Raw genomic sequence first — 19,167 nt, 5'->3', positions numbered from 1 at the left:
GATGGATCGCCGATCCAACGCCGTAGTCAATCCCCAGGAGTCACCCCATCATGCGTCTCAAACTTGCTGTCGCCACCTTGGCCCTGCTGTCGCTTCCCGTTGGTTCGGCCATGGCGGACAGCTTTTGGCGTAACGTCATCTCTTCCGGCGCCACCACCGGTTCGACCTACCTGACGTTCAAGGATCACAAGCTGATCGTCGCCGCCCAGGACGATGCCGGCAGCTTCGTCGCCAGCGACGGCGGCATCCGTGGCCCGTACCTGGAAGCAGCGATGCAGAAAGTCCGCGCCGACAACCCGGGTCTGCAGGCCTCGGACATGGAACTGGCGAACGCGATTCTGGCGAAGAACGCCGTGGCTTCCGAGTAACAAAAAATGCCGCTCGATCGAGCGGCATTTTTTTTGCCCGGATTTCAGCTCCACCACAATCCCTTGTAGGAGTGAGCCTGCTCGCGATAGCGGTGTATCAGGCAAATTCTCCGGTGACTGATTCACCGCTATCGCGAGCAGGCTCACTCCTACAGGGGAACTGTGTACACCTATGTATCAGCGATAATCATCCACCGGCACACAGGCGCAATACAGATTGCGATCGCCGTAAACGTTATCCACCCGATTCACTGCCGGCCAGTACTTGTGGGCTCGGGTGTGCGCATCCGGGGTGATGGCCTGTTCGAGGCTGTAGGGCCGCTCCCAGATCCCAGTGACATCGGCCAGCGTATGCGGGGCGCGTTTGAGCGGGTTGTCTTCGCCCGGCCAGTTGCCCTTCTGCACTTCATTGATCTCTGCGCGAATACTCAGCATCGCCGCGATGAACCGGTCGAGTTCCGCCTTGGATTCGCTCTCGGTCGGCTCGACCATTAACGTCCCGGGCACCGGAAAAGACATGGTCGGCGCGTGGAAACCGTAATCCATCAGACGCTTGGCCACGTCTTCCTCACTGATGCCGGTCTGCGCCTTCAGTGGTCGCAGATCAAGAATGCATTCATGCGCCACGCGGCCATTGCGCCCGGTGTAGAGCACCGGAAACGCGCCGGATAAATGCTGCGCCAGATAGTTCGCCGCCAGAATCGCCACCTCGCTGGCATCCGCCAGTTGCGGACCCATCATGGCGATGTACATCCAACTGATCGGCAAAATGCTCGCACTGCCCCACGGTGCTGCACTGACTGCGCCGTTCTGCGCCAGTGGCCCGTCAATCGGCACCACCGGGTGGTTAGCGACGAAGGGCGCCAGATGCACGCGAACGCCGATCGGGCCCATGCCCGGCCCGCCGCCGCCATGGGGAATGCAGAAGGTCTTGTGCAGGTTCATGTGCGACACGTCGGCGCCGATGTCCGCCGGACGGGCGAGACCAACCTGGGCATTGAGATTGGCGCCATCCATGTACACCTGGCCGCCGTGCTGGTGAATCACTGCGCAGATTTCGCTGATGCCTTCCTCGTACACGCCATGGGTCGATGGATAGGTCGCCATCAGACACGACAACTTGTTCCCGGCCTCGGCGGCTTTCAGCTTCAAGTCGTCCAGATCAACGTTGCCCGCCTCATCGCACTCGACAATGACCACGCGCATCCCGGCCATCTGCGCCGAAGCCGGATTGGTGCCGTGGGCCGACGACGGAATCAGGCAGATCTCCCGCGCGCCCTCGCGCCGGCTCTCGTGATATTTGCGAATTGCCAGCAAGCCTGCGTACTCGCCTTGGGCGCCGGAGTTGGGCTGCATGCAGATCGCATCGAAACCGGTAATTGCACACAGCCAACGCTCGAGCTCTTCGATCATCAGCGTGTAACCGGCGGCCTGCTCTCTCGGCACGAACGGATGCAGATTGGCGAACTGCGGCCAGGTGATCGGGATCATCTCGCTGGTGGCGTTGAGTTTCATCGTGCAGGAGCCGAGGGGAATCATCGACTGGTTGAGCGCCAGATCCTTGTTTTCCAGTTGTTTGAGGTAACGCAGCATCTCGGTTTCGCTGTGGTGAGCATTGAATACTGGATGGCGCAGGTACGGCGTGCTGCGCTGGAGCTCACTTGGAATTCCCGAGGCGATGTCTTCGGCATCCAGCGCGTCGACGCTCAAGCCATGATCGGCACCGAGCAGCACATCGAACAGTTTCGCCACGGTGTGTTCATCACAGGTCTCGTCCAGACTCAGACCGACGCGGCCGCGACCGAGAATGCGCAGGTTGATCTGCGCTGCCTGAGCGCTTTCGATGATCGCCGTTTGTGCGCCGCCGACTTCCAGAGTCAGCGTGTCGAAGAACTGGGCGTTGAGCCGTTTGATGCCGTTGCGCTCAAGTCCAGCCGCGAGGATGCAGGTCAGACGATGCACGCGCTGGGCGATACGCTTCAAGCCCTCGGGGCCGTGATACACCGCATAGCAACTGGCGATATTCGCCAGCAGCACCTGTGCCGTGCAGATGTTCGAGTTAGCCTTCTCGCGGCGGATATGTTGCTCGCGAGTCTGCAGGGCCATGCGCAGCGCGACGTTGCCGCGAGCATCCTTCGACACGCCGATGATCCTTCCCGGAATCGCCCTCTTGTACTCTTCGCGGCTGGCGAAGAACGCCGCGTGGGGGCCGCCATAACCCATCGGCACGCCAAAACGCTGGGACGAACCAAACACCACATCGGCACCCAACTCACCCGGCGGCGTCAGCACCAGCAGGCTGAGCAAGTCGGTGGCAACGCAGGCCAGGGCCTGCTGCGCGTGCAGGTGATCGATCAGCGGTTTCAGATCGCGGATTTCGCCGTGGGTGTCGGGATATTGCAGCAGCGCACCGAACACCTCGTGCTGCGCCAGGTTATCCACCGCGTCGACGATCAGCTCGAAGCCGAAACCTTCGGCGCGGGTCTGCACCACGGAGAGGGTTTGTGGATGACAGTTTTCATCGACGAAAAACGCATTGCTCTTCGACTTCGCCACGCGCTTGGCCAGAGCCATGGCTTCGGCGGCAGCGGTGGCCTCATCGAGCAGCGAGGCGTTGGCCAGCTCCAGGCCGGTGAGGTCGATGGTCAGCTGCTGAAAATTCAGCAGCGCCTCGAGCCGGCCTTGGGCGATCTCTGGTTGGTATGGGGTATACGCGGTGTACCAGCCGGGATTTTCCAGCACGTTGCGCAAGATCACGGTTGGCGTGACGGTGCCGTGGTAGCCCATGCCGATCAGGCTGGTGAACAGCAGATTCTGCTCGGCGTAACCGCGCAGTTTCGCCAGCGCAGCTTGCTCGTCGAGGGCCGGCGGCAGATCCAGTGCGCGATTGAAGCGAATGCCCGGGGGCACGGTCTGCTCGATCAGCTCGGCGCGACTGCCCAGGCCCAGGCTGTCGAGCATCGCCTGCTGCTCGGCAGCATCCGGGCCGAGGTGACGGCGCAGAAAGGCTTCGGGATCGCGTAACTGGCTCAGGGACGGCGACTGGGGCATGACGGGCTCTCCTGGCTGGGGCTTGGCGTCAATCGACACGGTCAAACCAGCATAGCAGGCGAATTTTCAAGATCACGCCAGCCCTGTGGGAGCGAGCCTGCTCGCGAAAGCGGTGTTTCAGACACATTGGCATTGACTGATATGGCGCTTTCGCGAGCAGGCTCGCTCCCACAAAGGGATATTCGTCGCCCATAAAAAAACCCCGACGAATCGGGGCTTTGGGTCATGCCGGCAGGTTACTCGCCGATGGCAGCCTTGTAAGCCGCCGCATCCAGCAGCTTGTCCAGCTCGGCCTTGTCGCTTGGCTTGAGCTTGAAGATCCACGCGCCGTACGGGTCGGAGTTCAGCAGCTCGGGCGAGCCACTCAGCTCTTCGTTGATCGCGATGACTTCGCCGCTGACCGGGGCGTAGATGTCGGAGGCGGCTTTTACCGACTCGACCACGCCGGATTGGTCACCGGCGGCGAACACCTTGCCGACTTCGGTCAGTTCGACGAACACCACGTCGCCCAGCGCTTCCTGTGCGTGATCGCTGATGCCCACGGTGACGGTGCCGTCAGCTTCCAGACGCGCCCATTCATGACTTTCGGCAAAACGCAGTTCGGCAGGGATATCGCTCATCTTCGGTTCCTCGGAAATTGGTCAGCGGTCATGCCCGCCAGAAAAGGTTAGATCAAGGTTTTGCCATGGCGTACGAAGGTCGGTTTGACCACCCGTACCGGGTACCACTTGCCACGGATTTCCACTTCGGCGCGGTCGGCAGTTGCCATCGGCACACGCGCCAGGGCAATCGATTTGCTCAGCGTAGGAGAGAAACTACCACTGGTGATCTCCCCTTCGCCAACATCGGCGATGCGAACCACCTGGTGAGCGCGCAGAACCCCGCGTTCTTCGAGCACCAGACCGACCAGTTTGTGCGCCACGCCGGCGGCTTTTTCCGCCTCCAGCGCCGCGCGGCCGATGAACTGACGCGACGCCGGTTCCCAGGCGATGCTCCAAGCCATGTTCGAGGCCAGCGGCGAAACGTCCTGGTGGATGTCCTGACCGTAGAGGTTCATCCCGGCCTCGACGCGCAAGGTGTCGCGGGCGCCAAGGCCGATCGGCGAAATGCCGGCGCCGACCAGGTCGTTGAAAAAACCCGGCGCCTGATTCGCCGGCAGGCAGATCTCCAGACCATCCTCGCCGGTGTAACCGGTGCGCGCGATGAACCAGTCGCCGTCGATGGCGCCTTCGAAAGGTTTGAGTTGCTGGATCAGCGTGGCGCGGGACTGAGTCACCAGTTCGGCGATCTTGTGCCGGGCCTGCGGGCCCTGGATGGCAAGCATCGCCAGCTCGGAGCGCTCGTGCAGTTGCACGTCGTAAGCACCGAGCTGGGCGTTCATCCAGGCCAGATCCTGATCGCGGGTAGAGGCGTTGAACACCAGCCGGTAAGCGTCGTCGAGGCGGTAGACGATCATGTCGTCGACGATGCCGCCACGCTCGTTGAGCATGGTGCTGTACAACGCCCGGCCGGGATGCTGCAGGCGCTCGACATCATTGGCCAGCAGATGCTGGAGCCAGGCCTTGGCCTGGGCACCGGTGACATCGATCACGGTCATGTGGGAAACATCGAACACCCCGCAATCGCGGCGCACTTCGTGGTGCTCCTCGACCTGCGAGCCGTAATGCAGTGGCATGTCCCAACCGCCAAAATCGACCATCTTCGCGCCGAGCGCGAGGTGCAGGTCATACAGAGGCGTACGCTGTCCCATGGGTTTCTCCTTCCGGGCGTGGCGAGGGTGCGGACCGCCGCTATACGGCTGAAAGCCTTGATGGATAAGGCTTGCAGCCGATTCCAGCGCACGGGTCTGTCAGACGAACCGCACCGAATGCCGCGCATTGTAGCCGCATGATGTAGGACTCACTACTAAGTGTTTCGGTGCGCTGAGCGTCGAATCAATCCGATCACTGGCAATAGACCAACCAGCACCAGGGTCAATGCCGGCAATGAGGCGCGCGCCCATTCGCCTTCGCTGGTCATTTCAAAGATGCGCACCGCCAGCGTGTCCCAGCCAAACGGGCGCATCAGCAGCGTCGCGGGCATTTCCTTGAGCACATCGACGAACACCAGCAACGCGGCGCTCAGCGTGCCGGGCAGCAACAGCGGCAGATACACTTTGAAAAACAGTCGCGGCCCACTGACACCCAGGCTACGTGCTGCTTCGGGCAAAGATGGCCGTATACGCGCCAGACTGCTTTCCAGCGGCCCGTAAGCGACGGCGATAAAACGCACCAGATAAGCCATGAGCAAAGCGGCGAGGCTGCCGAGCAACAGTGGTTTGCCGGCACCGCCGAGCCACGCGGAGAGTGGAATCACCAGTTCCCGATCCAGATAACTGAAAGCGAGCATGATCGACACCGCCAGCACCGAACCGGGCAACGCGTAGCCGAGATTGGCCAGGCCGACGCCGGAGTTTATCGTAGGGGTCGGCGCCAGACGCCGGGCGAACGCCAGCAACAACGCAACGCTGACGGTAATCAGCGCCGCCATCGCGCCCAGATACAGCGTGTGCAGGATCAGCCCGGCGTAGCGCTCGTCCAGATCGAAGCGCCCGCGCTGCCAGAACCACACGATCAGTTGCAGCACCGGAATGACGAAGGCGCAGGCGAACACCAATCCACACCAGCCCGTCGCCGCGAATGCCTTGATTCCCCGCAGGTGATACAGCGCTTTCACCCGTGGCCGCTCATTACTGGCCCGATTCGCTCCGCGTGCCCGGCGTTCGCCGTACAGCACCAGCATTACCACCAACAGCAACAGACTCGCCAATTGCGCGGCGCTGGGCAGGCTGAAGAAGCCGTACCAGGTTTTGTAGATGGCGGTGGTGAAGGTGTCGAAATTGAACACCGATACCGCGCCGAAATCGGCCAGGGTTTCCATCAGCGCCAGCGCCACGCCCGCGCCGATCGCCGGACGCGCCATCGGCAACGCGACCCGCCAGAACGCCTGCCACGGCGATTGCCCGAGCACCCGCGCCGCCTCCATCAAGCCTTTGCCCTGGGCCAGAAACGCGGTGCGCGCCAGCAGGTAAACGTAGGGATAAAACACCAGCACCAGCACCACAATTACCCCGCCGGTGGAGCGCACCCGGGGCAGGCGCAGGCCCGTGCCGAACCATTCGCGCAACAGGGACTGCACGGGGCCGGCGAAATCCAGCAGGCCGACGAAAACGAACGCCAGTACATACGCCGGAATGGCAAAGGGCAGCATCAGCGCCCAGTCGAGCCAGCGCCGGCCGGGGAATTCGCAGAGGCTGGTCAGCCAGGCCAGGCTGACACCGAGCAGCGTCACGCCGACACCGACGCCGAGGATCAGCGTCAGCGTATTGCCGAGCAGACGCGGCATCTGGGTTTCCCACAGGTGCGACCAGATCTGCTGATCGATGGTCTGCCACGACAGCAGCAACACGCTCAGCGGCAACAGCACCAGCGCAGCGATGGCGAAGACGATGGGGTACCAGCGGCGTTGGGCGGGGTGGGCCACTTTTGGGTCTCTGGAGGTATTGGCGTGGTCTTGGATTGCGTATTCCAGGTTGAGAGTGCTGCCCTCACCCTAGCCCTCTCCCGGAGGGAGAGGGGACCGACCGCGTCGCTTGTACGTATTATGCCGATCTGAGGTAGCAAGCCGAACTCAGGTTCGAATCCAACACAAATCGGCTCCCTCTCCCCCCGGGAGAGGGCTGGGGTGAGGGCAGCGATCTAAAGTAAACGGTGTTATCGGAACAGACTCAATTCCACCCCGCCCGATCCATCATCCGGATCGCTTCGGCCTGGCGTTTGCCCGCGACCTCGACCGGCAAGGTATCGGCCACGAACTTGCCCCACGCCGCGACTTCTTCCGAGGGCGCCACCGCCGGGTTGGCCGGGAACTCCTGGTTCACGTCAGCGAAAATCTTCTGCGCCTCAGGCGTGGTCATCCATTCAACCAAAGCCTTGGCCGCTTCCGGGTGCGGCGCGTGTAGGGTCAGGCCGATGCCCGAAAGATTCACATGCACACCGCGATCGGCCTGATTGGGCCAGAACAGCTTCACCGGCAATTCCGGCTTCTGCTTGTGCAGGCGACCGTAGTAATAAGTGTTGACGATGCCGACGTCACACTGCCCGGCGTTGATCGCTTCCAGCACCGCAACGTCATCGGAGAACACGTCAGTGGACAGGTTGTTGACCCAGCCCTTGAGGATTTTCTCAGTCTTCTCGGCGCCGTGGACTTCGATCATGGTCGCGGTCAGCGACTGGTTGTAGACCTTCTTCGCCGTGCGCAGGCACAGGCGACCTTCCCAGTTCTTGTCGGCCAGCGCTTCGTAGGTGGTCAGTTCGCCCGGTTTCACCCGCTCGGTGGAATAGGCGATGGTCCGGGCGCGCAGGCTCAGGCCGGTCCAGGCGTGAGTGGAGGAGCGATATTGCGGCGGAATGTTGGTGTCGATGGTTTTCGAGGTGAACGGCTGCAGAATGCCCATCTGCTCAGCCTGCCAGAGGTTGCCGGCATCGACAGTGAGCAGCAGGTCGGCGGTGGCGTTTTCACCTTCGGCCTTGATGCGCTGCATCAGCGGCGCTTCCTTGTCGGTGATGAACTTGATCTTCACCCCGGTCTTGGCGGTGTAGGCATCGAATACCGGCTTGATCAGCTCATCGATACGCGACGAGTAGACCACCACCTCATCGGCAGCCTGGGCAGTGGTGCTGCCGATCAGGGTCAGGGCCAGTGCGGTCAGAAGACGCTTGGGTGCCAACATGGGAGTGGTCTCTCGGTCGGAAAATGTGAGCCAAATGATAAGGACTCACATTTACCACCACAATCGAACACTGGGGGAAGGCGTTACCAGATGTTGCACAGTCCGAATGCTGTGGTTGAATCGACTGGCGCCATCGCGAGCAGGCTCACTCCTACAATTGGAATGCATTCCCCTGTAGGAGCGAGCCTGCTCGCGATGAGGCCATCAGCCTTGAACAGATTTCAGGGCTTTGCCAGGGTGGGGAGATCACCCGTCAACCCCAGCGCCTCGCGCACAAACAACGCCTTGGCCTCAGGCATCTGCTCGACCAGTTTCAGCCCGGTATTGCGCAGCCAGCGCAGCGGCAGCGGATCGGCCTGGAACAAGCGCTCAAAGCCTTCCATCGCCGCCATCAGCGCCAGGTTATGCGGCATGCGCCGACGCTCGTAGCGGCTCAGCACTTTCACGTCCGCCAATCGCTCGCCGCGCTCATGCGCTTGCAGCAACACTTGCGCCAGTACCGCTGCATCGAGGAAACCGAGATTCACGCCCTGCCCCGCCAATGGGTGAATGGTATGTGCCGCGTCACCGATCAAGGCCAGGCCTTCCGCGACGTAGCGCTTGGCATGGCGCTGACGCAGCGGCACGCACAGACGCGGATCGGCGCTGATCACTTCACCGAGGCGTCCCTCAAAGGCTCGCTCCAGTTCGGCGCAAAACCCAGCGTCGTCCAGAGCCATCAAGCGCTCGGCTTCACTTGGCGTGGTCGACCAGACGATCGAGCACCAGTCCTGCTGGCCATCGCGTTCCAGCGGCAGAAACGCCAACGGCCCGTGATCGGTAAAGCGCTGCCACGCGGTTTTGCGGTGCGGCTGGCTGCAGCGCACGCTGGTGACGATGGCGTTATGCAGGTAATCCCACTCGCGAGTGGCCACGCCGGTGAGACGGCGCACTGCAGAGTTGGCGCCATCCGCCGCGATCACCAGCGGCGCGCGCAGGGTGCGGCCGTCAGCCAGGGTCAGCAGCCAGTCATCGCCGGAGCGACGCATCTGCTCCAGCCGCGCATTGGCGAGCAGGCCCAGATCGCAGTTGTGCAAACGTTCGAGCAGGGCGTCCTGGACCACGCGGTTTTCAACGATGTGGCCGAGCACATCGGCATGCACGCTGCTCGCCGAGAAATGAATCTGCCCGGTGCCGCTGCCGTCCCAGACGTGCATGTCGGTGTACGGACTGCTGCGCCGTTGGGCGATGCCATCCCACACGTCGAGGCGTTCGAGGATGCGCTGGCTCGCCGCCGACAACGCACTGACCCGCGATTCAAACGCCGCTTCGGCATCGAACGGCTTCACGCTCAACGGGCTGCCATCGAGCAGCAGCACTTCCAGGCCGCTGTCCTGTAGTGCCAGCGCCAAGGCGCTGCCGACCATTCCGGCTCCGACAATCAGCAGATCTGCGCGCATTTCCATGCTTTAGGCCTGTCTCGCTTGCGGCTTGCGCCGCACGTAATGGGTTTTACCGAGCGCGCCAGTGGGCGGCGCGATCCTGAAAATGAAAGTGCCGGGCAGCCACTCAAGCATCCGGACGCGTCCCCAAGCCCATCGCCTGACGGGCGAACCAGCGTTTCGCCGGCGGCAGCAGATCGAGCCCGAGCAGGCCGAGGTTGCGCCCCAGCGACACCAGCGGCTGGGTGCTGCCGAACAACCGCGTGACCTGATCGGAGAAGCCCACGGTCAGGTCCTGATCGAGGCGCTGCCGCTCGCGGTAGGCCTGCAACGTGGCGAAGTCGCCCAGCGGCTTGTCACTGGCCAGCAGCGCAGCCGCCAAGGCGTCGGCGTCACGCAGCGACAGGTTGAAACCCTGGCCGGCGATCGGATGCAGGCTGTGTGCGGCGTTACCGAGCACAGCCAGGCGCGAACGCACCTGTTCTTCAGCCTCGATCAGTGACAGCGGATACAGATGCCGCGCGCCGACCTGTTTCAAGGTGCCGAGGCGGTAACCGAACACGCCTTGCAGCTCGCTGAGAAATTCGCGCTCGCTCAACTCGGTCAGGCGCTGCGCATCCATGCCCAGTCGGGTCCAGACCAGCGCGCAGCGGTTGTCCGGCAGCGGCAGCAGGGCCATTGGCCCTTCGTCGGTAAAGCGCTCGAAGGCCATGCCGTTGTGCGCTTCACTCGGGGTGATGTTGGCGATCAGCGCGCTCTGGTTGTACGGGCGCTTGCGCACGTTGATGCCCAACTGTTCGCGCAACCCGGAGCGGCCGCCATCGGCGAGCACCGCGAGGTCGCATTCCAGGGTGGTTTCATCGTTGAGGGTCAGGCGATAGCCATCGGCCAACGGCTCCATGCGCGTGACTTCCGCCGGGCAGCGCCAAGTGATCACGTCTTTGTCGAGGTGCTGCCACAGGCACTGGCCGAGCCAGGCATTTTCCACCACGTAACCGAGCGCGGGCACGCCCTCTTCCATCGCCGACAAACGCGCGGTGGAGAAACGGCCCCGGTCGGAGACGTGAATCTGTTTGATCGGCTCGGCGCGGCGGGAGATTTCCTGCCAGACGCCGAGGCGCTGGTAAATCTGCCGCGAGCCGAACGACAGCGCCGAAGAGCGTGCGTCGTAGCTCGGCTGCCAGCTGTCTCCGGGAGCGAACGGCTCGATCAGGACGATTTTCCAGCCTTGCGCCTTGGCTCCGGCCTGCAAGGCCAACGCCAGACTGGCCCCGACCAGACCGCCACCGATAATTGCAAGATTGACTCGACTCATGCTGCGTGTGTCCTTGCCTGTGCCATCAGCGCTTCGATCTCGGCGACGGTTTTTGGCACACCGCTGGTGAGAATTTCACAACCGGATCGCGTTACGACCACGTCGTCCTCGATGCGCACGCCAATGCCGCGCCATTTCTTCGGCACGCTCTGATTGTCCGGGGCGATGTAGATGCCCGGTTCCACGGTCAGCGCCATACCGACTTCCAGCACGCGCCATTCGCCGCCGACCTTGTATTCGCCGACATCATGCACATCCATGCCCAGCCAGTGGCCGGCGCGGTGCATATAAAAAGCCTTGTAGGCTTCGCTGGCGATCAACTCGTCAACTTCGCCCTGCAACAAGCCAAGTTTCACCAGACCCGTGGTAATGATTCGCACCGTGGCTTCATGGGCCTGGTTCCAGTGCTTGTTCGGGGCGATCTCGGCGAATGCTGCTTCCTGGGAAGCCAGCACCAATTCGTAGATCGCTTTCTGCTCGGGCGAAAACTTGCCGTTGACCGGCCAGGTGCGGGTGATGTCGCTGGCGTAGCAGTCGATCTCGCAACCGGCGTCGATCAACACCAGATCACCGTCCTTGAGCAGCGCGTCATTCTGCTGGTAATGCAGGATGCAGCTGTTGCGTCCGGCGGCGACGATCGAGCCGTAGGCCGGCATCTTCGCCCCGCCCTTGCGAAATTCGTAATCCAGTTCGGCTTCGAGGCTGTATTCATACAGTCCGGGACGGCTGGCCTGCATCGCGCGGATATGCGCCTGCGCGGAAATCCGCGCGGCTTCGCGCATCACCTTCACTTCTGCCGCCGATTTATACAGGCGCATGTCGTGCAGCAGATGATCCAGGGCAACGAATTCATTCGGCGGCTGCGCACCAAGGTGCGCCTTGGAGCGGATCACGTTGATCCACTCCATCAGGTGCCGATCGAATTCCGGGTTGCTGCCCATCGCCGAATAGACCCGGTCGCGGCCTTCGATCAGGCCCGGGAGGATGTCGTCGATGTCGGTAATCGGAAACGCATCATCGGCGCCGTATTCGCTGATCGCGCCTTCTTGCCCGGCGCGCAAGCCATCCCACAATTCGCGCTCGGCGTTGCGTTCACGGCAGAACAGGATGTACTCGCCATGCTCGCGCCCGGGCATCAGCACGATGACGGCTTGCGGCTCGGGAAAACCGCTGAGGTACTGGAAGTCGCTGTCCTGACGGTAGACGTGCTCGACGTCGCGGTTGCGAATAGCGACCGCGGCGGCGGGCAGGATCGCGATGCTGTTGGGTTCCATCTGCGCCATCAGGGCCTTGCGGCGACGGCTGTATTCCGCTTTGGGGATATGGGTCATGGGCAGATGGCTTTCCCTGGCACGCGATTAATGCAGCGACGGCTTGGCGGCTGGCGGTACATCGGATTTCTTGGTTTCCGAGAACAGCAGCAGCGGCGCGACCCGCAGGTATTCCATGACTTCCATGTAGTCGGATTCGCCGTCTTCGGATTCTTCCAGCGCATCCTGGACCTGAGAGATCGCCGCCAGATCCTGCAGCACTTCGGTGGCCTCGGTGCTGAGCATGCTGCTGTCGCGGCAGTTCAGGCCGAAACCGCTGAGGAAGCCCTGGCACCATTCGCCCAGAGCAGCGGCGCGGTCGGCCAGCGGTGCATCGTCGGTCGGCAGCAGCAGAACGACGGTGACATCGTCGCCGGTCAGCTCGCCCCTGACCATCTCCTGCAGGCCGATCAGGGCGTTGCGGACGTTGTCCTGGATATCGCCTTCGAGCAGTTCGGCGGCGTCGATCAGCCAGCCTTCATGATCGAAGCCGGCCCCGGCGCAACTGCGCCCGAGCAGCACGCCGTGCAGTTCGGCAGGCGAGACGTTGTGGCCGCTGGCAGTCAGCAGGGTGGCAAAGGCTTGGTACGGGGAATTCGCAATGGTCATGGGCAGCTAGGCGCCAGACGGCGCTATGTCTAGAATGAAGGCCTTGTATCCTACATCGACAGCCCCGCCAAGACCATTAAAGGCTGTCCGCCAGTCACCCCCATCAGACGAACACGTGGACCCAATGGAAGACACCGACCTGCAAGCGCTGATGGCCAGACTCGAACTGCTGATTGGCCGAGTCGAGCAACTTAAGAGTCAAAACGCACTCTTACTAGCTCAGGAAAAAACCTGGCGCGAGGAACGCGCTCACCTCATTGAAAAAAACGAAATCGCCCGGCGTAAGGTCGAATCGATGATTTCGCGCCTCAAGGCCCTGGAGCAAGACTCATGAGTTCAAGCAATAGCGTTACCGTGCAGATCCTCGACAAAGAGTATTCGATCATCTGCCCGCCGGAAGAACGCAGCAATCTGGTCAGTGCCGCCCGCTACCTGGACGGCAAGATGCGCGAGATCCGCAGCAGCGGCAAAGTCATCGGTGCCGACCGCATTGCCGTGATGGCCGCGCTGAACATCACCCACGACCTGTTGCACAAAGAAGAGCGCCCGGATATCCAGGCCAGCGGTTCGACCCGCGAACAGGTGCGCGACTTGCTCGATCGTGTCGATCTGGTCCTCGCCGACGATCAGAGTACCGCCAAGGGCTGATTCGACTGGCAGCTTGAGGTATACTCGCCCCACTCCCTGGGGTGCTTGCCAGTTGACGATGTCCCGGAGCCGATTCGCACTACCCTGGAAGTTGCACGTTGGGCTGGTGTGCATGTCCGCTAGACGGAAAGCCTTAAAGTCTACTGCTTCTTCCACCTTGAACTTTCGGGTTCAAGGGCTGAGTTGACAGCGGTTCATCCGGGGAGCCTGATTCGAATCCGATGTCGGTACATGCCGACATCGGATTTTTTATGCGTACGTTTTTGCATCCACCTGCCGAAGCCGAACCATGACCGAACCCGCCCTGCTGCCCCGCCCGCAACTCCGCCGCCTGCTGCGCAAGGCGCGCCGCGCACTGACGCCGGGCGAACAACGTCAGGCTGCCAAGGGTCTGTTCCGGCAATTGGCCCAAGACCCGCATTTTCGCCGGGCGAAACATATCTCTCTGTATTTGCCCACCGACGGTGAGATCGATCCGCGCCTGTTGCTGCGTGAAGCCCAGCGTCGCGGCAAGGCAACTTATCTGCCGGTACTCAGCGCCTGGCCACGAACGAAGATGGTTTTCCAGCGTATTCGTCCCGGCGAAAAGCTCAATCCCAATCGTTTCCGCATCCTTGAGCCTCGGGCCAATCTGGCTCGACAACGCAAGGTCTGGGCGCTGGATCTGGTGCTGTTGCCGCTGGTCGGGTTTGACGATGTTGGCGGGCGCCTGGGCATGGGCGGCGGATTTTATGATCGCAGCCTCGCCTATCTGGCCCGACGCAAGAACTGGCGCAAGCCGACGCTGCTGGGCCTGGCCCATGAATGTCAGAAGGTCGAGCGTTTGGCGCAGGCGAGCTGGGATGTCCCGTTACAAGGCACGGTCACCGACAAGGCATGGTATTTCGCAGAGTAGACGCCGCACAGAACAGCGGCGTCGAAGAGACAGGTTCAGCGTTTGAAAGCGGTCGACTGTTGCACCTGTTGCGCCACTTCAATCGGCGCGTCGGCCTTGTTGGCCCACAGGCTCTGCGCGTAACCGGTGGTTACCACGCCCAGGCCAAACAAAATTACCAAAGTCCATAGCAAATCCGGTTTGCGTTTCATCGATTGCCCCCCTCAAGGCACATCATCACGATGACAGCAGCGGTTTCCGTTCGTAGGCCGTGCAGCAGCGTCAAGCTTTAAAGGCCGGCATTTTGCGGCAACGTGAACCTGTGCGCAAACGCTGACGTCAACCGACTGTCGGTTTGTCATAAAATTGCCCGACAACCTGCCCAATGACCGCTTCAGGAGCAAATGACATGGCCTACTGGCTGATGAAATCGGAGCCCGACGAACTCTCGATCAAGGGTCTGGAAAAGCTCGGCAAGGCGCGCTGGGACGGCGTTCGCAATTATCAGGCGCGCAATTTCCTGCGGGCGATGGCGGTGGGCGATGAGTTCTTTTTCTATCATTCCAGCTGTCCGGAGCCGGGGATTGCCGGAATCGGCAAGATAATCGAAGCGGCGTACCCCGATCCGACCGCACTTGAGCCCGACAGTCACTACTTCGATCCGAAAGCTACGCCGGAGAAAAATGCCTGGAGCGCGATCGATGTCGAGCATGTCGAAACGTTTGCGCGGGTGTTGAAGCTGGATTATCTGAAGCAGCAGACGGCGCTGGCCGAGATGCCGTTGGTGCAGAAGGGCTCGCGGTTGTCGGTGATGCCGGTGACGGCGGAGCAATGGGCCGCGGTAATTGCGTTGCGTTAACGCGCAAAAAGATCGCAGCCTTCGGCAGCTCCTACAGGGAAACGTATTCCAGGGTAGGAGCTGCCGAAGGCTGCGATCTTTTGATTTTATGTCTTACTGGATGATCAGGTTGTTGAACAACAGATCCTCAACCACTGGCTTGCCGGTCTCGTCATTCATGACCTGCTGGGTCTGCTTCAACGCTTCCTGACGCAGCTTTTCCTTGCCCTCGATGCTGCCCATCGCCTCGGTGGTCTGCTGAGTGAACAGCGCCACCAGTTGATTGCGGATCAGCGGCTCGTTGGCCTTGACCAGTTTGGTCGCCTCTTCGCCAGTGACGCGCAGGGCCACGTCGGCCTTGTAGACCTTGAGCTTGGCGGTGCCATCGAGGCCGTAATTGCCGACGAACGGCGGGCTCAGGGTGATGTAATTGACCTTCGGCGCCTCGCCTTCTTTGGCTTCTTCGGCCAGTGCTGCCACAGGCAGAGACAGGGCCAGCAACAACATGATCCACGCTTTCACAATTCGCTCCTTATCCGGTTTGCGGCCTAGCATAACGACCCGCCGCGCAAGCACAAGCTTATGGCTGACTATCAGGGTCGGGCATGCTCGTTGACCCGTTGATTCACACACCTACACTTATCGGCCATCACTCCCAAAGGAATAGCCCTGATGAAAGCCGTGCTGTGCAAAGCCTTCGGCCCTGCCGAATCGCTGGTGCTGGAAGACGTCGCCAGTCCTGTCGCCAAGAAGAACGAAATCCTGCTGGACGTGCACGCCGCCGGGGTCAATTTCCCGGACACGCTGATCATCGAGGGCAAATACCAGTTCAAACCGCCCTTCCCGTTCTCGCCGGGCGGTGAAGCGGCCGGGGTGGTGCGCGAAGTCGGGGAGAAGGTCAGTCACCTGAAAGTCGGCGACCGGGTCATGGCGCTGACCGGTTGGGGCAGTTTTGCCGAGCAGGTTGCGGTGCCGGGCTACAACGTGTTGCCGATTCCGCCGTCGATGGACTTCAACATTGCCGCTGCGTTCAGCATGACCTACGGCACCTCCATGCACGCGCTCAAGCAGCGCGCCAACCTGCAAGCAGGCGAAACCCTGCTGGTTCTCGGGGCATCCGGTGGTGTGGGCCTCGCCGCGGTGGAGATCGGCAAAGCCATGGGCGCCCGGGTGATCGCCGCCGCCAGCAGCGCCGAGAAACTCGCGGTGGCCAAGGCTGCCGGGGCTGACGAGTTGATCAACTACAGCGAAAGCAATCTGAAGGACGAAATCAAACGCCTCACCGACGGCCAGGGCGCCGACGTGATTTACGACCCGGTCGGCGGCGACCTGTTCGACCAGGCCATCCGCGCCATCGCCTGGAACGGCCGCCTGCTGGTCGTCGGCTTCGCCAGCGGACGCATCCCGGAACTGCCGGTGAACCTCGCCCTGCTCAAAGGCGCGGCGGTGCTTGGCGTATTCTGGGGCTCGTTCGCCCAGCGCCAGCCCCAGGACAATGCAGCGAACTTTGCGCAACTGTTCGGCTGGTTCGCCGAGGGCAAACTCAAACCGCTGGTGTCGCAGGTGTATCCGCTGAGCAATGCCGCGCAAGCGATCGATGATCTTGGCCAGCGCAAGGCTGTGGGCAAGGTTGTCGTTCAGGTTCGTTAAGACTACGGCGCGATCCGGGCCCGCAACCCGGATCGCTTCAATACTGAGATCCGCCTCTTCAATACGTTAAACCGCAGAAAGCCACCTGAGCCACCATTCCCTCCGCGCCGCATAGTTATCTCAGAGCGACATGTTCATAAAGGAACGCTCAACTGCGCAAATTTCCGCTGTTTTGCCGACGTGAAGCAATGCTATTTTCGGTAACGAAACTGTAACATTCGCATCCGCAGTCAAAACAAGAAAACTGGAGCTCTTGAATGTTTGCTTTCTTTCGTCCTGCCGCACATCAGGCTCCTTTGCCTGAAGAAAAAATAGACAGCACCTACCGACGCCTGCGCTGGCAGATCTTCGCCGGTATCTTTATCGGCTACGCCGGTTACTACCTGCTGCGCAAGAACTTCTCCCTGGCCATGCCCTACCTGATCGACGAAGGCTACAGCCGTGGCGACCTCGGCCTGGCGATGTCGGCGATCGCCATTGCCTACGGTCTGTCGAAGTTCCTCATGGGCCTGGTGTCCGACCGTTCCAACCCGCGTTTCTTCCTGCCGTTCGGTCTGCTGGTCTCGGCCGGGGTGATGTTCATTTTCGGTTTCGCGCCGTGGGCAACATCCAGCGTGACGATGATGTTCATCCTCCTGTTCATCAACGGCTGGGCGCAGGGCATGGGCTGGCCGCCGAGCGGACGGACCATGGTGCACTGGTGGTCGCAGAAGGAACGCGGCGGCGTGGTGTCGGTGTGGAACGTGGCGCATAACGTCGGCGGCGGTCTGATCGGCCCGCTGTTCCTGATCGGTATGGGCCTGTTCAACGACTGGCACGCGGCGTTCTACGTCCCGGCAGCGGTCGCGCTGGGCGTTGCGGTGTTTGCGTTCATCACCATGCGCGACACCCCGCAATCGGTCGGCCTGCCGCCGATCGAGCAGTACAAGAACGATTATCCGGAAGGCTACGACGCCAGCCACGAGGACGAATTCAGCGCCAAGGAAATCTTCGTCAAATACGTGCTGCGCAACAAAATGCTCTGGTACATCGCCATGGCCAACGTTTTCGTCTACCTGCTGCGCTACGGCGTGCTGGACTGGGCGCCGACCTACCTGAAGGAAGCCAAGGGTTTCACCGTGGATAAAACCTCGTGGGCCTACTTCTTCTACGAGTGGGCGGGCATTCCGGGGACGCTACTGTGCGGCTGGATGTCGGACAAGATCTTCCGTGGCAACCGTGGCCTGACCGGCATGGTGTTCATGGCGCTGGTGACTGTGGCGACGCTGGTGTACTGGCTGAATCCGGCCGGCAACCCGATGGTCGACATGATCGCCCTGTTGTCGATTGGCTTCCTGATCTACGGCCCGGTTATGCTGATCGGCCTGCAGGCACTGGAACTGGCGCCGAAGAAGGCCGCCGGCACCGCAGCGGGATTCACCGGTCTGTTCGGTTATCTGGGTGGTTCGGTCGCGGCCAGTGCGGCGATGGGCTACACCGTTGACCATTTCGGCTGGGACGGCGGTTTCGTCCTGCTGGTCGGCGCTTGTCTGCTGGCGATGGCCTTCCTCGCGCCAACGCTATGGCACAAGCAGGTCGCCAGTCAGAGCCGCGAAGCGGTCGCCTGATCGCTGTGTGATTTACAGCGCTTGAGCCGCGCCTCCAGATTGCGGTCTGGCATGGCGTGGCTGCGCAGGGCGTGCACGGTCTGCTCGACATAATCGCGAGTGGTGCCGTAACGCCCGCTGGCGCTGGCGAACACCTGGCTGAGCACATGATCCGGCAAGTTGCCGGCATAGCTCGGCAGGTGACGCTCCAGCACGAATCCCAAGGCCTGCACCTGAGTGCCATCTTCGAGCCGGCAATTGAGCCAGTGCGGACGATACGAGGGAAACGGCATCTCGCGTTTCCACAGCGCGTACAGCGCGGTATCGAGATTGTCTTCCGGCAAGCGGTAGGCAAAACCGCTGCAGGAACCGCCACGATCCAGACCGAACACCAGACCGGGCATCTCCGGCGTACCACGGTGCTCATGCGACCACAGGTACAAGCCGCGATGGTAACCATGCACGCGACCGCGCATACGCTCAACGGCCGTGCATTCCGGACGCCAGATCAGCGAGCCATAGGCGAACAGCCACACCGGCCCGCCCTTGTGGCGCGCCATGGTCGATTGCATGGAAGCGAGAAGTTGTTCGTGCGTCAGCTGCGGCCCAAGATCGAGCCGCGGAGGGTAAGCCAGATTCAGAATTGCGTTTTCAATGGCGCTCATGGCGAATAGCGTTCAGCTCCCCGCGGGTGAAGAATTACTTAATAGAACGCACCGCTGTAAC

The 19,167-nt window shown here is 61.7% G+C and carries 19 protein-coding genes and 1 other RNA gene; 8 read left to right on the top strand and 12 right to left on the bottom strand.

Annotated features, from left to right (window positions below; all coding sequences use genetic code 11):
- Positions 1 to 47: 47 nt before the first annotated feature.
- Complete coding sequence (locus AEQ63_RS21680; RefSeq protein ID WP_172667868.1) at positions 48 to 368, top strand: DUF2388 domain-containing protein; 321 nt, start codon at positions 48 to 50, stop codon at positions 366 to 368.
- 177 nt (positions 369 to 545) lie between these two features.
- Here the strand turns inward: AEQ63_RS21680 and gcvP are convergent, their stop codons facing one another.
- The 9 genes from gcvP to AEQ63_RS21635 all read right to left on the bottom strand — a co-directional run bounded on the left by gcvP (position 546) and on the right by AEQ63_RS21635 (position 12,845).
- Positions 546 to 3,419, bottom strand: a complete 2,874-nt coding sequence (gcvP, locus tag AEQ63_RS21675) for an aminomethyl-transferring glycine dehydrogenase (RefSeq protein ID WP_064364690.1) — start codon at positions 3,417 to 3,419, stop codon at positions 546 to 548.
- A gap of 236 nt (positions 3,420 to 3,655) precedes the next feature.
- Complete coding sequence (gcvH, locus tag AEQ63_RS21670; protein ID WP_042607071.1) at positions 3,656 to 4,039, bottom strand: glycine cleavage system protein GcvH; 384 nt, start codon at positions 4,037 to 4,039, stop codon at positions 3,656 to 3,658.
- A 47-nt stretch (positions 4,040 to 4,086) separates the two neighbouring features.
- Positions 4,087 to 5,169: a glycine cleavage system aminomethyltransferase GcvT gene (gene gcvT / locus AEQ63_RS21665; protein ID WP_064364689.1), complete on the bottom strand. Its 1,083-nt coding sequence runs from the start codon at positions 5,167 to 5,169 to the stop codon at positions 4,087 to 4,089.
- A gap of 155 nt (positions 5,170 to 5,324) precedes the next feature.
- The gene (locus tag AEQ63_RS21660) at positions 5,325 to 6,941 is read right to left on the bottom strand and encodes an ABC transporter permease (RefSeq protein ID WP_064364688.1); all 1,617 of its coding nucleotides are present in this window, start codon (positions 6,939 to 6,941) and stop codon (positions 5,325 to 5,327) included.
- Positions 6,942 to 7,185: 244 nt separating this feature from the next.
- Positions 7,186 to 8,190 carry an extracellular solute-binding protein gene (locus tag AEQ63_RS21655; protein WP_064364687.1) on the bottom strand — a complete coding sequence of 335 codons (1,005 nt, stop codon included), beginning with the start codon at positions 8,188 to 8,190 and terminating at the stop codon, positions 7,186 to 7,188.
- Positions 8,191 to 8,411: 221 nt separating this feature from the next.
- A complete protein-coding gene (locus tag AEQ63_RS21650) occupies positions 8,412 to 9,629 on the bottom strand; it encodes a 2-octaprenyl-3-methyl-6-methoxy-1,4-benzoquinol hydroxylase (RefSeq protein ID WP_177330612.1) in 1,218 nt (405 codons plus the stop codon).
- Positions 9,630 to 9,738: 109 nt separating this feature from the next.
- Positions 9,739 to 10,926 carry a 2-octaprenyl-6-methoxyphenyl hydroxylase gene (gene ubiH / locus AEQ63_RS21645; RefSeq protein ID WP_064364685.1) on the bottom strand — a complete coding sequence of 396 codons (1,188 nt, stop codon included), beginning with the start codon at positions 10,924 to 10,926 and terminating at the stop codon, positions 9,739 to 9,741.
- The gene (gene pepP / locus AEQ63_RS21640; RefSeq protein WP_064364684.1) at positions 10,923 to 12,257 is read right to left on the bottom strand and encodes a Xaa-Pro aminopeptidase; all 1,335 of its coding nucleotides are present in this window, start codon (positions 12,255 to 12,257) and stop codon (positions 10,923 to 10,925) included. Before pepP ends, ubiH begins: the two co-directional genes overlap by 4 nt.
- A 27-nt stretch (positions 12,258 to 12,284) precedes the next feature.
- The gene (locus tag AEQ63_RS21635; RefSeq protein WP_064364683.1) at positions 12,285 to 12,845 is read right to left on the bottom strand and encodes a YecA/YgfB family protein; all 561 of its coding nucleotides are present in this window, start codon (positions 12,843 to 12,845) and stop codon (positions 12,285 to 12,287) included.
- Positions 12,846 to 12,969: 124 nt separating this feature from the next.
- Between AEQ63_RS21635 and AEQ63_RS21630 the strand changes: the two genes are divergently transcribed.
- The 4 genes from AEQ63_RS21630 to AEQ63_RS21615 all read left to right on the top strand — a co-directional run bounded on the left by AEQ63_RS21630 (position 12,970) and on the right by AEQ63_RS21615 (position 14,388).
- Positions 12,970 to 13,179 (top strand): TIGR02449 family protein, encoded by a 210-nt coding sequence (locus AEQ63_RS21630; protein WP_007911197.1) that lies wholly within the window; start codon positions 12,970 to 12,972, stop codon positions 13,177 to 13,179.
- Positions 13,176 to 13,493 (top strand): cell division protein ZapA, encoded by a 318-nt coding sequence (locus AEQ63_RS21625; RefSeq protein WP_042607079.1) that lies wholly within the window; start codon positions 13,176 to 13,178, stop codon positions 13,491 to 13,493. The genes AEQ63_RS21630 and AEQ63_RS21625 overlap by 4 nt, the downstream gene beginning before the upstream one ends.
- A 30-nt stretch (positions 13,494 to 13,523) precedes the next feature.
- Positions 13,524 to 13,702, top strand: a non-coding RNA gene (gene ssrS, locus AEQ63_RS21620) — 6S RNA.
- Between the two features lie 80 nt (positions 13,703 to 13,782).
- Positions 13,783 to 14,388, top strand: a complete 606-nt coding sequence (locus AEQ63_RS21615; protein ID WP_064364682.1) for a 5-formyltetrahydrofolate cyclo-ligase — start codon at positions 13,783 to 13,785, stop codon at positions 14,386 to 14,388.
- 35 nt (positions 14,389 to 14,423) lie between these two features.
- Here the strand turns inward: AEQ63_RS21615 and AEQ63_RS28815 are convergent, their stop codons facing one another.
- Positions 14,424 to 14,579 (bottom strand): hypothetical protein, encoded by a 156-nt coding sequence (locus AEQ63_RS28815; RefSeq protein WP_007911192.1) that lies wholly within the window; start codon positions 14,577 to 14,579, stop codon positions 14,424 to 14,426.
- A 197-nt stretch (positions 14,580 to 14,776) separates the two neighbouring features.
- Here AEQ63_RS28815 and AEQ63_RS21610 point away from each other — a divergent pair, with 197 nt between their 5' ends.
- Positions 14,777 to 15,226, top strand: coding sequence for an EVE domain-containing protein (locus AEQ63_RS21610; RefSeq protein ID WP_042607080.1), 450 nt, complete (start codon positions 14,777 to 14,779; stop codon positions 15,224 to 15,226).
- 93 nt (positions 15,227 to 15,319) lie between these two features.
- On the opposite strand, the gene AEQ63_RS21605 is transcribed toward AEQ63_RS21610, so the two are convergent.
- Positions 15,320 to 15,727: a flagellar basal body-associated protein FliL gene (locus tag AEQ63_RS21605; RefSeq protein ID WP_039757432.1), complete on the bottom strand. Its 408-nt coding sequence runs from the start codon at positions 15,725 to 15,727 to the stop codon at positions 15,320 to 15,322.
- A 150-nt stretch (positions 15,728 to 15,877) separates the two neighbouring features.
- On the opposite strand from AEQ63_RS21605, the gene AEQ63_RS21600 reads away from it, so the two are divergent.
- A complete protein-coding gene (locus tag AEQ63_RS21600) occupies positions 15,878 to 16,855 on the top strand; it encodes an NADPH:quinone oxidoreductase family protein (protein ID WP_064364681.1) in 978 nt (325 codons plus the stop codon).
- 257 nt (positions 16,856 to 17,112) lie between these two features.
- The gene (glpT, locus tag AEQ63_RS21595; RefSeq protein WP_039757430.1) at positions 17,113 to 18,462 is read left to right on the top strand and encodes a glycerol-3-phosphate transporter; all 1,350 of its coding nucleotides are present in this window, start codon (positions 17,113 to 17,115) and stop codon (positions 18,460 to 18,462) included.
- On the opposite strand, the gene AEQ63_RS21590 is transcribed toward glpT, so the two are convergent.
- Positions 18,438 to 19,106 (bottom strand): gamma-glutamylcyclotransferase, encoded by a 669-nt coding sequence (locus AEQ63_RS21590; protein WP_042607082.1) that lies wholly within the window; start codon positions 19,104 to 19,106, stop codon positions 18,438 to 18,440. The genes glpT and AEQ63_RS21590 overlap by 25 nt on opposite strands.
- Between the last annotated feature and the right edge of the window lie 61 nt (positions 19,107 to 19,167).

The organism is Pseudomonas sp. RIT-PI-o, assembly GCF_001297215.1.
Lineage (GTDB): Bacteria > Pseudomonadota > Gammaproteobacteria > Pseudomonadales > Pseudomonadaceae > Aquipseudomonas > Aquipseudomonas moraviensis_A.
Note: the sequence above shows the minus strand (reverse complement) of the source record. Positions and strands in the feature narration are given on the sequence as shown.